This is a genomic window from Cryobacterium sp. M15 (genome assembly GCF_002929675.1).
Lineage (GTDB): Bacteria > Actinomycetota > Actinomycetes > Actinomycetales > Microbacteriaceae > Cryobacterium > Cryobacterium lyxosi.
On record NZ_PJJW01000039.1, the window covers coordinates 169,744 to 183,171 of the forward strand.

General features: G+C 64.8%; 16 protein-coding genes and 1 other RNA gene. 12 read left to right on the forward strand and 5 right to left on the reverse strand.

Annotation, left to right across the window (positions count from 1 at the left end; genetic code table 11):
* Window positions 1–34: 34 nt before the first annotated feature.
* The 6 genes from CXY83_RS17880 (at window position 35) to CXY83_RS12170 (ending at window position 3,014) form a co-directional block, all read left to right on the forward strand.
* Window positions 35–211 (forward strand): hypothetical protein, encoded by a 177-nt coding sequence (locus CXY83_RS17880; protein WP_199184955.1) that lies wholly within the window; start codon window positions 35–37, stop codon window positions 209–211.
* Between the two features lie 9 nt (window positions 212–220).
* Entirely contained in the window at window positions 221–652 is a 432-nt protein-coding gene (locus CXY83_RS12150; protein WP_166786112.1) for a TadE/TadG family type IV pilus assembly protein, read from the forward strand.
* Window positions 653–698: 46 nt separating this feature from the next.
* A complete protein-coding gene (locus CXY83_RS12155; protein ID WP_233200872.1) occupies window positions 699–1,085 on the forward strand; it encodes a hypothetical protein in 387 nt (128 codons plus the stop codon).
* A 41-nt stretch (window positions 1,086–1,126) separates the two neighbouring features.
* On the forward strand, window positions 1,127–1,528 hold the full coding sequence (locus CXY83_RS12160) for a pilus assembly protein TadG-related protein (RefSeq protein ID WP_233200874.1): 402 nt from the start codon (window positions 1,127–1,129) through the stop codon (window positions 1,526–1,528).
* A 247-nt stretch (window positions 1,529–1,775) separates the two neighbouring features.
* Complete coding sequence (locus CXY83_RS12165) at window positions 1,776–2,045, forward strand: hypothetical protein (RefSeq protein WP_104197597.1); 270 nt, start codon at window positions 1,776–1,778, stop codon at window positions 2,043–2,045.
* An 84-nt stretch (window positions 2,046–2,129) separates the two neighbouring features.
* Window positions 2,130–3,014 (forward strand): DMT family transporter, encoded by an 885-nt coding sequence (locus CXY83_RS12170; protein ID WP_104197598.1) that lies wholly within the window; start codon window positions 2,130–2,132, stop codon window positions 3,012–3,014.
* Window positions 3,015–3,064: 50 nt separating this feature from the next.
* Here the strand turns inward: CXY83_RS12170 and CXY83_RS12175 are convergent, their stop codons facing one another.
* The 3 genes from CXY83_RS12175 to CXY83_RS12190 all read right to left on the reverse strand — a co-directional run bounded on the left by CXY83_RS12175 (window position 3,065) and on the right by CXY83_RS12190 (window position 5,175).
* Window positions 3,065–3,346: a hypothetical protein gene (locus CXY83_RS12175; RefSeq protein ID WP_104197599.1), complete on the reverse strand. Its 282-nt coding sequence runs from the start codon at window positions 3,344–3,346 to the stop codon at window positions 3,065–3,067.
* Window positions 3,333–3,503, reverse strand: a complete 171-nt coding sequence (locus CXY83_RS12180; RefSeq protein ID WP_199184956.1) for a nitroreductase/quinone reductase family protein — start codon at window positions 3,501–3,503, stop codon at window positions 3,333–3,335. The genes CXY83_RS12175 and CXY83_RS12180 overlap by 14 nt, the downstream gene beginning before the upstream one ends.
* A gap of 301 nt (window positions 3,504–3,804) precedes the next feature.
* A complete protein-coding gene (locus CXY83_RS12190) occupies window positions 3,805–5,175 on the reverse strand; it encodes an MFS transporter (protein ID WP_104197770.1) in 1,371 nt (456 codons plus the stop codon).
* A 40-nt stretch (window positions 5,176–5,215) separates the two neighbouring features.
* On the opposite strand from CXY83_RS12190, the gene prfB reads away from it, so the two are divergent.
* The 5 genes from prfB (at window position 5,216) to ssrA (ending at window position 9,516) form a co-directional block, all read left to right on the forward strand.
* The gene (gene prfB, locus CXY83_RS12195; RefSeq protein ID WP_104197601.1) at window positions 5,216–6,328 is read left to right on the forward strand and encodes a peptide chain release factor 2; all 1,113 of its coding nucleotides are present in this window, start codon (window positions 5,216–5,218) and stop codon (window positions 6,326–6,328) included.
* A 77-nt stretch (window positions 6,329–6,405) separates the two neighbouring features.
* Window positions 6,406–7,530, forward strand: coding sequence for a cell division ATP-binding protein FtsE (ftsE, locus tag CXY83_RS12200; RefSeq protein WP_104197602.1), 1,125 nt, complete (start codon window positions 6,406–6,408; stop codon window positions 7,528–7,530).
* Window positions 7,527–8,441, forward strand: coding sequence for a permease-like cell division protein FtsX (gene ftsX / locus CXY83_RS12205; RefSeq protein ID WP_104197603.1), 915 nt, complete (start codon window positions 7,527–7,529; stop codon window positions 8,439–8,441). The genes ftsE and ftsX overlap by 4 nt, the downstream gene beginning before the upstream one ends.
* A 102-nt stretch (window positions 8,442–8,543) precedes the next feature.
* Window positions 8,544–9,020: an SsrA-binding protein SmpB gene (gene smpB / locus CXY83_RS12210; protein ID WP_092108491.1), complete on the forward strand. Its 477-nt coding sequence runs from the start codon at window positions 8,544–8,546 to the stop codon at window positions 9,018–9,020.
* A gap of 120 nt (window positions 9,021–9,140) precedes the next feature.
* Window positions 9,141–9,516: a transfer-messenger RNA gene (gene ssrA / locus CXY83_RS12215) on the forward strand.
* A gap of 84 nt (window positions 9,517–9,600) precedes the next feature.
* On the opposite strand, the gene CXY83_RS12220 is transcribed toward ssrA, so the two are convergent.
* Together CXY83_RS12220 and CXY83_RS12225 are read right to left on the reverse strand one after the other, a co-directional pair.
* A complete protein-coding gene (locus CXY83_RS12220; protein ID WP_104197604.1) occupies window positions 9,601–10,332 on the reverse strand; it encodes a PIG-L deacetylase family protein in 732 nt (243 codons plus the stop codon).
* Window positions 10,329–11,513: an XdhC family protein gene (locus CXY83_RS12225; RefSeq protein WP_104197605.1), complete on the reverse strand. Its 1,185-nt coding sequence runs from the start codon at window positions 11,511–11,513 to the stop codon at window positions 10,329–10,331. The genes CXY83_RS12220 and CXY83_RS12225 overlap by 4 nt, the downstream gene beginning before the upstream one ends.
* 173 nt (window positions 11,514–11,686) lie before the next feature.
* On the opposite strand from CXY83_RS12225, the gene CXY83_RS12230 reads away from it, so the two are divergent.
* Complete coding sequence (locus CXY83_RS12230; protein ID WP_104197606.1) at window positions 11,687–13,411, forward strand: SulP family inorganic anion transporter; 1,725 nt, start codon at window positions 11,687–11,689, stop codon at window positions 13,409–13,411.
* The last annotated feature ends 17 nt before the right edge of the window (window positions 13,412–13,428 follow it).

Below are 13,428 nucleotides of genomic sequence, written 5' to 3' on the forward strand. Positions count from 1 at the left end.
CTGCACCATCCACCCCATGAGAAAAGAGAATGCCATGACCCGAATCATGCGCCGCTTCAACAGCCTGCTCCGCGATGAAACAGGAGACGTGCCCGGCTGGGTGCTGATCACCCTGATGACGGCCGGCCTCGTTTTGATCATTTGGGGGCTGGCCGGGCCCGCCCTTAGCGGTGTGTTCCAGCAGGCCATGGATCGCGTGAGCAGTTTCTGACCGGTCGACATGCCCAAATTCGGTGAGCGGATACGACGCCTCGCCTCGCTGCGCCGCACCACGTTGCGAGACGAGGCGGGTTCCGCCGTGGCCGAATTCGTCATGGTGGTGTCATTGCTGACCTTTCTGACGCTCATGGTCATGCAGCTGGCCCTCGCGCTGCACATTCGCAACACAGTGCTCGACGCCGCGGCTGAAGGCGCCCGCTACGCCGCGCTCGCCGACAGCAGTTTGCCTGCGGGCGCCCAACGCACCCGCGATCTGATCACGACAGCTATTGGAGCGACCTATGCCACCGATGTCGTGGTGCAGTACAAAGTGAGTGCCGGATATCCCACTGTCGAAGTTCGGGTGGTCGCACCGCTGCCCCTCATGGGACTGCTCGGTGTCCCGCACGGATTGGAAGTGGTTGCTCATGCTGCGGTCGAATCGTTGCGGTAGGGGGTCGGAGGCGGGTTCGGCTTCGCTCGAATTCATCACGGCGGGCATGATCCTGCTGGTGCCCCTGGTCTATCTGGTGCTCGCGCTGTCCGCCTTGCAGGGGGGTGCGCTCGCCGTCGAGGGAGCAGCCCGGCAGGCGGCCCGGGTCTATGTGCGGGCCCCCGACGAGGTCACCGCGACCGAACGGGCCCGCCGAGCCGTTGCCTTCGCGCTCGAGGATCACGGGCTCGACCCGGGCGACGCCGAAGTGCAGATCGAGTGCGCTGGCGGAACAAGCCGCTGTTTGACCAGCCAAGGGCTCGTGACGGTCACCGTGCGAATCGGCATTGCGCTGCCGTTGGTGCCCGACATGCTCGCACTGAACCAGAGCGCGAGTGTGCCGATGACCGCGGCGTCGACGCAGATGGTGTCCCGATTTGGCGGCCTCGGATGACCAGGCACCGGTCGCCCGCGTCGAACGAAGATGGTTCGACCTTGTTGCTCACTATTTTCTATGGCTTTCTGGCCCTGAGCCTCGTGCTCGTGGCCCTGTCGGCGACGTCGCTTTACCTCGAACACAAGCGGCTGCTCAGCCTCGCTGACGGTGCAGCGCTGGCCGGGTCTGAGGCGTTCACCCTCGACACGGTGCAGGTGGGTGTGGTCGGGCCGCGGCCGCAGCTAAGGTCGGACGACGTGTCGGCTGCAGTCGGTGAGTATCTGCGCCTCGTTCCGCACGACTCATTCGAGGCGCTCACCGTGATGAGCGCGGCATCCGCTGATGGGCAGAGCGCGTCGGTGACGCTGCGCTCCTGGTGGCGTCCACCCGTGCTGACCCTCGTGGTGCCAGACGGGGTGCCACTCATGGTGACGGTGGTGTCCCGGGCGGTGTTTCATTAACGGGGGCGCACAAAGTGGCACTGGTAATTTCAGGATAGAAGCGTACGCTGCACAGATACGTTGTCGACGTGGCAGCCTCCTATCTTGTTGGGGGCTTCAGGGTGTGTACCGCAGTCGACACCGTGCCAGCCCCGGTCCCCGGTTGGTAGTGCCGGCGATCTTGAGTCGTCGTTCAACCGGGTTGGTCGCCGCCGGTTGACGTGGCCCAACCCGGCGGCTGTGCAACACCGAGATCGGCTGTGAAATCATGGATGCATTACTGGACGAACACGTCGTGGACGAGCTCGACTTCGATGCACTCCTCCCCTGCGAGGGCGTGCACCACGATCGCGGACTCAGTGGTCACGAACCGGCCGAATCAGGGGGCTACATGGTGATTTCACCGTGCTGTGGCCCCAAGGTGATCCAGTGTGCGTCGCGGGTCGACGCCATGCGCGTATCCGGCGTGCTTTATTGCGGGTCGTGCCGACACGAGCACCTCACCAGCGAATACCAGTTCATTCCGTTGCAGGTATAGCCGGCGGCTCGCGCCCTCATTTTCAGAGCGGATGCCGCGAGCGGTACTGTCGGTAGGTGCCCTGAAGGCGCCGACAGGAGCAGCGTGCGTACCAGGCGGGACAAACTGAGCGGTGCAGGAGCTCAGCTCGCCACCGAGGTCAGTATCAACTTTGGCTCAGCACTGGCCGGACTCCTCATTCCCGTCGTCGGTTCGCCCATCGTGGTCGCGGCCCGCCAGATCGTCATGGTCGTCGTGGTCCTGCCGCTCGCCCGGCCCAAGTTGAAAAACCTGACCTGGGCCCGAATCTGGCCGGCGCTGGCCCTCGGCGTCGTGCTCGCCGTCATGAACCTCACCTTCTACCAGGCCGTGAGTATTCTCGGACTCGGCATCGCAGCGACGATTGAATTCTTGGGCCCCTTCGCCTTGGCTTTGATCACGAGCCGGCGCATCTTGGACTTCGTGTGCGCTGCGGCCGCAGCCGGGGGAGTCTTCCTGCTGACCTGGTCGGATGGCACTCTCGACCTGCTTGGAATTGCGCTGGCGCTCACCGCAGCGGCCTCGTGGTTCTTCTACATCCTGCTCACCCGCCGGGTGGCGACCGAATTCGCGGGACTGGAAGGCATCTCAGTTGCGAGCATGGTCAGCCTGGTGATCGTGGTACCGATCGCACTGTTCACCCTCGATCTGTCGGCCTTCACCTGGGGCGTCGTCGGACTGCTCCTGCTCGTGGGCGTGGTCTCCTCGGCCTTTCCGTATACGCTCGACACCTACATTTTGCGGCGGATCAGCCCGCGCCTGTACGCGATCATCACAAGCTTCGGGCCGGTGATCGCTGCAGGTTTTGGCGCGCTCGTGCTGGGCGAGACCTTCACACTGCTGCAGCAGATCGCCATCGTCGTCGTCTGCGTGGCGGCCGGCGCGGCAATTGCGACCCAGCGCGATCGGCCAATGTACGACCTGGAGCTGACCGCGACCGCCATTCCCTAGGGCTGATAAATCTGCGGGGCCAGACCGTGGCATCCACTCATCGAACGGCGCTACTCGACGCGCAGGCCGAGGTACGCGGCCAACAGCGGTGCCAGCAGGCTCAGTTGAGCATCGTCGATCGTCGCTCCGCGCAGTCCCTCAAGGCCGTGCACGGCCGAGGAATCACTCGAGTGCAGGTCGACATCTTTGAGCTGCGCGCCACCGATCTCGAGGGTGCCGATGCGGCAGTTCTGCAGCTCGAGTCGCTGCACGGTGGCGCTGCCGAGGTCGAGTTCCTCGATGATGCAGTTACTGAGGAGCACGTCGGTCAGGGTGGCGTTACTCAGGTTCACGAAATCGAGCTTTGAGCCGTCGATGTGCACGGGTCAGCACGATGACGGGCATGCCGCGCAGGGTTGTGCCCTCGGTACCGCCGGACTTCTCATACAGGTCGACCTGATCGCGCACCCACTGGGCGGTGCTTGGCTCGTATTCTCCGATGAGTGGCATGCGTGGGCCAACGCCCGAGCTTCCCAGACATTCCAAGGAGAATCGGCGCATAACTCCTGCAATTTGAGACCCGCCAGAAGCGGATGCCCGCAAACTCGCGGCAAAATTTTCGGCCGCGAAGAAATTGCAGGAGTTATGCGCGGGGGAGGGGGAAGAGGGGGAAGAGGGGGAAGACGGGAAAGACGGGAAAGACGGGGAAAAGGGGAAGACGGGGAAGAGGGGGAAGACGGGAGAGACGGGAGAGACGGGAGAGACGGGAGAGACGGGAGAGAGGGGAGAGACGGGAGCGTACCCGGGATGACTAGAGCAGGCTGCGGGGGCGGTGGGGAGCGAAGCGGGGAATGTAGCGGCTGAGCAGTACGGCGCCGAACAGACCGAAGACCCCGACGATGCCGCTCGCGATCGACAGCGAAGCGAGCGCGGTGATGCCGGCCAGGGCGAGTGGCGCGGCGGCGCTGCCAAAGTCGGCGGTGAATCGCCAGGCTCCGAGAAACGGCGCCGGATACCGCTGCGGCGCGAGGTCAGCACCGAGCGTCATGAGCAGGCCGCTGCCGATGCCGTTGGCCAGGGAGAGAAACAGCGCGATGCCGATGAACCAGCCGACGTTGCTCGGCAGATCGTGCGTGAACGCGAGCGCGACATGGCCGACGCCGAGGCCTATCATCGAGGGTACCGCGCTCCAGATGCGACCGAAGCGATCCATGATCTGGCCGCTGGCGTAGAACAAGACGAAGTCAATGCCGCCGGCGATACCGATGATGAGCGCCGTGTCGGGCGCACTGATGCCGATGCTGACCGCCCAGAGGGGCAGCATGACGGTTCGGCTGGCGCGCATAGCGCCCACGAGGGCGGCGCCGGTGCCGAGCCGCACGAGCACGCCCCGGTGGGTTCGGATGGTCTGAAAGAGGCCCCGTGCGGCGAGTGCTGCGGCATCCGTTTCGGCGGCCCCGGGCGGTGTGACGTCGGCCGGTGTCGCCGAGGCTGGCCCTTCCGGTACAGCCTGTTCCGGTGCAGCGCGTTCCGGCACAGCGCGGTCCGGTACAGCGCGTTCCGGAACTGCCTGCTCCGGCACCGCGCGTTCCGACGCGTCGAGGTTACGGGTGGGGTCCGGCAGAATCACCAGCATCGCGACGGCGAGCACGCAGCAGACGATGAAGACCCAGAACGCGGCCTGGGTGCTGCCGGTGAGGTGGATCAGCGTGGCAGACAGGAACGGCCCCACGAACCAGCCGGCCCGAAACACGCCGCCGAGCGTCGACAGCGCACGGGCCCGGTAGACGAGGGGCACATAACTGGTCATGAAAGCGTGCCGGGCCAGGGCGAACACGGCCGTCGCGATGCCGATCAAAAAGATTCCCAGGCCGAGTACGAGCGGGTTGGGTGCTGTGAGGCAGATGATCACCGCGCCGATCGTGATGACGGAAGCCCAGATCATCGAGTTGCGCTCGCCGATGCGGGAGACGACCCAGCCGCTGGGAATGTCGCCGACCAGCTCGCCGAGCATGACCATGGCGGCGATCACCCCGGCGATGGCGAGCGTGGCGCCCAGGTCACTGGCGACCAGCGGAATGAGCGGAATGATCGCGCCCTCACCCACCGAGAACAGCAGGGTGGGTAGGAACGCCGTCAGGGCGATGGATCGCAGGTTGAGGGCCCGTTGCGCTTTACTCATCAGAACCGATGCTACGCCAGCCCGGTAGGCTGAGCGGAACATGATTGACTTGGATTTCTCAGTACAAATCGCCGCGCTGCGGACCACGTTTGGCGACATCCGTTCGGTGATCGACATTGATCGACTGCGCGCGGACATCGACGACCTCAGCGGTGAGGCCGGAATGCCCGATTTATGGGACGACACCGAGCACGCGCAGAAGGTGACGAGCGACCTCAGCCACCGGCAGGCGCAGCTGGCGCGCATCGAGAGCATCACGACGCGACTCGATGATCTCGAGACTCTCGTGGAGATGGCCAACGACGGCCAGGGCGACCAGGAACTGGCCGATGAAGCCACCGTCGAACTCGCCAGCCTGCAGAAACTGCTCGGTGAGCTCGAGGTGCAGACCCTGCTCAACGGCGAATTCGATGAACGTAACGCCGTCATCACCATTCGCGCCGGTGCTGGAGGAGTGGACGCCGCCGACTTCGCCGAGATGCTGCTGCGCATGTACCTGCGCTACGCCGAACAGCACGACTTTCGCACCACCGTGCTCGACATCAGCTACGCCGAAGAGGCCGGCATCAAGAGTGCCACCTTCGAGGTCGACGCCGCCTACGCCTTTGGCACGCTCAGCGTCGAGGCCGGCACCCACCGCCTGGTGCGCATGAGCCCGTTCAACTCGGCCGGCAAACGCCAGACCTCCTTCGCCGCGGTCGAGGTCGTGCCGCTGATCGAACAGACCGAGTCGATCGACGTGCCCGACGGCGACATCCGCGTCGACGTCTTCCGTTCCAGTGGCCCCGGCGGCCAGTCCGTCAACACCACCGACTCCGCCGTGCGCATCACCCACCTGCCCACTGGCACGGTGGTGAGCTGCCAGAACGAGAAAAGCCAGATTCAGAACCGTGCGGCCGCCATGCGCGTCTTGCAGTCGCGACTGTTGGTGCTCGAGCGCGAGAAAGAAGCGGCCACCAAGAAAGAACTGGCCGGCAACATCACGGCAAGCTGGGGTGACCAGATGCGCAGCTACGTGCTCGCGCCCTATCAAATGGTCAAGGACCTGCGCACCGAGTATGAGGTGAACAACCCGAGCAACGTCTTCGACGGTGACCTGGACGGATTCATTTCGGCCGGCATCCGCTGGCGCAAGAAGGCTCCTGAAGACTAAACGGATGCTGAGGCTTCGGCTTCGGCGGGTATGTCGCTGTTGGGAAAACGCCCGCGGATGCCTAGGCTCTAAGAGCTATGATCCGTTTTGATCACATAACCAAGAAGTACCCCGGCACCACTCGGCCGGCACTGAACTCGATCGACGTCGAGATTTTGCGAGGCGAATTCGTCTTTCTGGTCGGCGCCTCCGGATCGGGCAAATCGAGCTGCCTGCGGCTCGTGCTCAAGGAGGAAAAGCCGACCAGCGGCAGCATCCACGTGCTCGGCCAGGACTTGCGGTCGATCTCGAACCGCAAGGTGCCTTACTTTCGCCGCAACATGGGTGTGGTTTTTCAGGACTTTCGTTTGCTGCCGAACAAGACCGTCTTCGACAACGTCGCCTTCAGCCTGCAGGTCATCGGCAAGAGCCGCGGTTTCATCCAGGAAGCCGTGCCGGACACCCTCAAGATGGTCGGCCTGGCCGAAAAATCCCAGCGCCTCCCGCACGAACTCTCCGGTGGTGAGCAGCAGCGGGTGGCCATTGCCCGCGCCATCGTGAACAAACCACAGATTCTGCTGGCCGATGAGCCCACCGGAAACCTCGACCCCACCACGAGCGCCGAGATCATGTCGTTGCTCGCGAGCATCAATGCCAGTGGCACCACCGTCATCATGGCCACCCACGAAGCCGGCATCGTCGACCAGATGCAGCGCCGGGTGATCGAGCTCGTGCACGGTGAGATCGTGCGTGACGAGCGCCAGGGCGGCTACGCCACCGCGTCCATTCCCACCATCGTGCCGGCGCCGACAACGGATACCCCCGCCAGCGAGCCGGTGCCCGTCGCCTACGCCCGGCCCGCCGCTGCGCCGGAACCATCGTTGACGCACCCTTCTGCGCCTGTTCCCGAAACCTCCGTATCGTTGCACCAAGCTGCGGCGGCGGCTGTTGCCGCAGCGTCGGCCGCGGCGCCAGCGCCGATCGCTGCAGCTCCCGTTGCCGCCCGCGCTACCGACGATCCTGCTATCGATGATCCCGCTATCGATGCCCCCGCTGTCGAGGGCGTCCTCACTACACCGGTGCCGCCGATGACACGCCCGGTGCTGCCGGTCGCCCAAAACGATGACCCGGAGCAACTCACTCTCGCCGAGAAACTCGGGCTGCGGGCGCCGGGGGAGAAACCCGATCAAACGGGCGAACAGAACGTGGGGCCGACCCGATGAGGCTCGGTCTGGTGCTGTCCGAGGCCGCGAATGGTCTTCGGCGCAATGCGTCCATGGTCGTCTCCGTCGTGCTCGTGACCTTCATCTCGCTCACCTTCGTCGGCGCGGCCATTCTCATGCAGATGCAGATCGGCCAGATGAAGAACTTCTGGTACGACAAGGCGCAGGTCGGCATCTACATGTGCTCCGATATATCCCCGGGCGAAACCTGCACCGGCGGCGACGCGTCACCCGAGCAGATCGCCGCCGTCGAAGCCCAGCTGACCTCACCGACCCTGACGTCCTTCATCGACAACTATTACTTCGAGACGCACGAGCAGGCCTTCGAGAACTTCAAGAAGCAGTTCGCCGGCAACCCGGTCGCCGACTATGTCACGGCCGACCAGCTCAACCAGACGTTCTGGGTGAACCTGAAAGACCCGTCCCAGTCCGCGGTGCTGGTGGAGAGCCTGTCGGGGGTCGCCGGCGTTGAGAATGTCGCTGACCAGCGCAAATACCTCGACCAGATCTTCTCCGTGCTCAATGTGGCGAGCTACACGGCCATCGGCATCGCCGGGTTGATGCTGATTGCGGCGGCGCTTCTGATCGCCACCACCATCCGTTTGTCGGCGTTCTCCCGGCGACGGGAACTGGGCATCATGCGATTGGTGGGCGCGAGCAACCGGTTCATCCAGACGCCGTTCATCCTGGAAGGCGTCTTCGCGGCGCTGCTCGGCTCGCTGCTGGCCGGCGGCGCGATCGTTGCGCTCGTGTACTTCTTCGTGCAGGGCTACCTCGGCGCGAGGCTCACCGGATTCGCCCTGATCGGCATGGACGATGCCCTCGTTGTGGTGCCCATTTTGCTCGTGGTCGGTGCGGTGCTCGCCGCGTTCTCGGCCAACTTCGCCATCACTCGCTACCTCAAGGTCTAACCCATAAGCGGATGCCGGGCACGGCAGGGTTCCGCTAGACTGGTGGGCTGTCTGCCGAACGGCCGACGGCATCCGCTTGAAGAAAAGAATCGAGGTGAACACATGCCCAGGGAACGTGGAGAGAAGGTCGTGGCGACCAACCGCAAGGCCCGACATGACTACCTCATCAGTGACACCTACGAGGCCGGGATGGTCTTGAGCGGCACCGAGGTCAAGTCGCTCCGCGCCGGTCGGGCGACACTGGTCGACGGCTATGCCTTCATCGAGGGCGGCGAGGCCTGGCTTGATGCGGTGCATATTCCGGAATACTCCGGTGGATCGTGGACCAACCACCCCCCGCGTCGCAAGCGCAAACTCCTGCTGCATAAGAAGGAGATCGTGAAGATCAGCCACAAGACCAAAGAGGGCGGCTACACGCTCATTCCGCTGCGCATCTATTTTGCGGACGGTCGGGCGAAGGTCGAAATTGCGGTAGCCAAGGGCAAGAAAGAGTACGACAAGCGCCAGACCTTGCGGGAACGCACCGACAAGCGCGAATCGGATCGCGCGATGTCGGCGCAGCGCCACCTCGGCGATTAGCCAGCTTCTGTAGTAGTATGGGAGGCTGCACCGAAGCGTGCAGTTTGGTAATTCAACAGCGTGTGACACGAACCCATCGCCGGCCACGGTGTTGATTAAGACACCGGGCGTGATGTGTATGGGGATGATCGGTTTCGACATTGTTTGCGCAATTGTGAGAAGCGGGTCGAGGATGCAGGGTTATCTCGTAAACGATCTCTGCAAAAACAATAAGTGCCAAATCAAACCGCACTGACTTCGCTCTCGCTGCCTAAGCGAAAGCACTAAAGAAGTCCGCCAGACCGGGAATGCTCTCTACCCGGATCCTGACGCCATTTAGAGAGCTTGCTTCTACATTGAGCCACGGGGCGTAGAGGGACTTAAACGAAGGCTGGGCCTGTCGGAGTAGATGCCAGTGGCAAATTCCGGGGCCGAGAAAGCGATTTCACTGGATACACCCGTAGAAGGCATATGACCACAGCAATGGACCGGGGTTCAATTCCCCGCATCTCCACCATCGGTTCTGTCACACGTTGTTGAGTTTTTTCTCACAACTGGCCGCCCGACTGGGCGGCCAGTTGTGGTTAACCGGATGCGGCTGTCAGCGCAGGCGCAGGCCGATCGCGGTGCGGATGGCGTCGCGCTGGCCGCCGGAGTGCACGATGTCGTCTCCGTGAACGGTGAGCTGGCTGGCATGACAGCGCAGGGCCGCCACGACAGTGTCGCGCGAGGCGTCGAGGTCGAGCCATTCGGCATCCGCTGCGGGAATATCGAGAATCTCGGCGTAGGGGACCGCGAGTCTGTGGCTGGCGGCGAGGGTGGCGTCGTGGACCCGCACGTGGTCGGGATGACCGTAGCCGCCGGTTGCGTCGTAGCTGATGACGAGGTCTGGTCGCAGGTGCTGCAGTACCGCGACGAGATCCTCGGTGACCTCGGCGAGCGGGGCGCGAGCGAGGGCATCCGTTTCAGAATCAGGTGCCGGTCCGGCCAGGCCCGGGCGAATCCACTGCATCCCGGAGTCGCGGTAGCGGCGAGGGGGGAGCCCGGGCGCACGCGCCGGTGCTTCGCCGAGCCAGAAGCTCTGGTCGACGCCGAGCGTGACGGCGGCGCGCGCGAGTTCGCGCTCGCGCTCCTGGGCCAGGGCTATGGTTCCGGCGAGCGGGGAAAGCGGTCCAGCGACGACCTCTCCGCGCTCACCGCGCGTTGCAGTGACCAGGCTGACTCGGATGTTGCGGCTCGTGAGATAAGCGATGAGGCCGCCGGTGCTGATGGTCTCGTCGTCGGGGTGCGCGTGCACGAACAGCACTGAGGTGACGGAGTGGAGAATGTTCATGCCTCGATCAATTTCTGGCTGGGGGAGGCCGATAGATCGGCAGGCGGGTCGGGGTCGACGAGGTCGTCGTGGTGGATGGAATCGACGAGAGTATGCAGCGGCTTTCCGCTGCCGCCCCACTGCAGCGAGATGATCTCGGCGGCGATCGAGACCGCGGTCTCTTCGGGAGTGCGCGAGCCGAGGTCGAGGCCGATCGGGCTGCGCAGCCGGGCCAGCTCGGCATCGGTCACCCCTACCGCGCGCAGGCGCTCCAGGCGGTCAGCGTGGGTACGCCGCGACCCCATCGCGCCGATGTAGGCCACTGGTGGGCCGTGCAGGGCCGCTTCGAGCAAGGGAACGTCGAATTTGGGGTCGTGGGTCAGGACGCAGATCACCGTGCGGGGATCGATGAATCCGCCGGCGATCTGTTCGCGCAGGTAGCGGTCGGGCCAGCTCACCACGACCTCGTCGACGCCGGGAAACCGGGCGGCCGTCGCGAAGACGCCGCGAGCATCGCAGACCGTGACCCGGTAGCCGAGAAAAGTGCCGAGCCGGGCGAGGGCGGTGGCGAAGTCGATCGCCCCGAAGACCAGCAGGCGCGGCCGGGGCGCGTAGCTTGCGAAGAACACCCGCAGGCCCTCGCCCCGCCGTTCGCCGTCTGGGCCGTAGGTGAGAGTGGTGTTGCGACCGGCGGCGAGCAGACCCTGGGTGTCGTCACCGACGGCGTGGTTGGCGCGGTCAGAGCCCAGGTCGCCCGCAAATCCGTGCGGCCGCACCACGAGGTGTCGGCCGATCCAGCCGGCATCCGGATGCTCGATCACGGTGGCCACGCCTACCGGGCGCCCGGCAGCCATGTCGTCGTGCACGCCATCGAGCAGGGCGAAGGTGGCGCGGGAGACGGGTTCGATGAAGACGTCGAGGATGCCGCCGCAGGTGAGCCCTACGGCGAAGGCGTCGTCGTCGCTGATGCCATAGCGCACGAGCACCGGCACGCCGTCCTTGGCTACCTGGGTGGCCAGTTCATAGACGGCTCCCTCGACGCAGCCGCCCGAGACCGATCCGGCCACGGTGCCGTCGGCGCTGACCAGCATGGAGGCGCCGGGCGGGCGCGGCGCGGACTGGAAGGTTCGAACGACCGTGGCGAGGCCAGCGGTGGCACCGCTCTGCCAGCCGGTGAGGAGGGTATCCAAAACCTCGCGCATATCGGTGTTCCTTCTATTAGCGTGGCGCTCGTGGCCACACGCGCACCGACCAATTCGGTATGCGATGAACGATACCGTGGCCAGCAGGCCGAAAGTTTCAGGTGCCGTCGCAAGTCATCTCGCATGCTGCCTGAGCCAGTCATGCACCATGATGGTTTCGGGAGAGGAAAGGCATGGCTGCGAAGTGGCTGCGGAGGTGGGTGCCGGGGATCGACACGGCGCTTGGCTACCGGCGTTCCTGGCTACTGCCCGATCTGCGTGCGGGCGTCGTTCTGACCGCTCTGCTCATACCGGTCGGCATCGGCTACGCCGAGGTAGCGGGGCTACCTCCGGCATCGGGCCTGTACGCCACGATCATTCCCCTGGCCGCTTATGCCGTCTTCGGGCCGTCGCGCATTCTCGTGCTCGGCCCCGACTCGGCACTGGCGCCGATCATCGCAGCCGCGATCGTGCCTCTGGCTCTCGGCGATGATGCTCGCGCAGTCGGCCTCGCCGGGCTTTTGGCCATCATGGTCGGAGTGATTCTCGCACTTGGTGGAATTCTGCGCCTCGGTTTCGTGACCGACCTGCTCTCCAAACCCATCCGCGTTGGCTACCTCAACGCTCTCGCCCTGCTGGTCATCGTGTCGCAGCTGCCCACCCTTTTCGGCTTCTCCATCGAAGCGGACTCGGCGCTGCGCGACGCGATCGGGATCTTCGCCGGAATCACCGGCGGGCAGGTGAACCTGACTGCGACGCTCTTCGGCCTCGGTTCGCTGGCCGTCATTGTCGTCCTGTCGTGGCGCAGAACCCGGATTCCGGGTGTGCTCGCGGCTGTCGTACTCGCGACAGCAGTGACCGCGGTCTTCGGGCTGAGGGATGCCCTGCCTGTCGTCGGTGCGCTTCCCCAGGGGCTCCCCGCACCCGCGCTCGGCGGGTTGCAGTGGGCGGATGCGGCGGCTTTAGTGGCTCCGGCACTGGGTATCGCGCTCATCGCCTTCGCCGACACCGCCGTGCTTTCGCGATCGTTTGCTGCCCGCCGCGGAGAGAATGTCAACGGTAGCCAGGAAATGAGGGCGATCGGCGCGTCGAACATCGCGAGCGGACTGCTCGGTGGATTCCCCGTCTCAGCGTCGTCCTCGCGCACCCCCGTCGCCGAGAAGGCGGGGGCTCGCTCCCAGCTCACCGGAGTCGTTGGTGCTGCCCTCGTTCTGGCCTTCATGCTATTCGCGCCCGGTCTCACGGATTTTCTGCCCTCGGCGGCGATCGCTGCGGTCGTCATGGTCGCCGCGGCCGGGCTCGTTGATGTGAAAGGGTTCATCGCGCTCGTGCGCATGAACAAGGTCGACGCGACGCTCTCACTCGCGGCCTTTCTCGGGGTGCTGGTGGTCGGCGTGATCGAGGGTATCGTCGTGGCAATCGTTCTCTCGCTCGGCGCATTCGTCAGCCAGGCCTGGCGGCCCTACCGGGCCGAGCTCGGTCGGATCCGCGGTCTGCGCGGCTACCACGACCTGTCGCGGCATCCGGAGGGCGAACGGCTGCCCGGCCTCGTCATCGTTCGCTTCGATGCGCCACTCTTCTTCGCCAACGGGGGGATCTTCGACGACTTTGTGCGGGCCACGGTCGCGGCTGCCGGTAGCGGGATACACACGGTCATCCTCGCGGCGGAGCCCATCACCGATATCGACACGACCGCTGTGGAGGAACTGCTCGAACTCGACAATTTTCTGGCTTCTCGCGGCATCACGCTGGTCTTTGCCGAGATGAAAGGCCCGGTGAAAGACCACCTGCGTGATTACGGATTGAGCGGGCGGTTTCCTCCGGAGCGGTTCGCGGTCACTGTCGGAGAGGCGGTCGATGCGGCTACCGGAACGCTGCGCGGCGATCTCGACAGCACCCAGTGGGACACGGACGTCTGACGAGGACGTCCCGACCG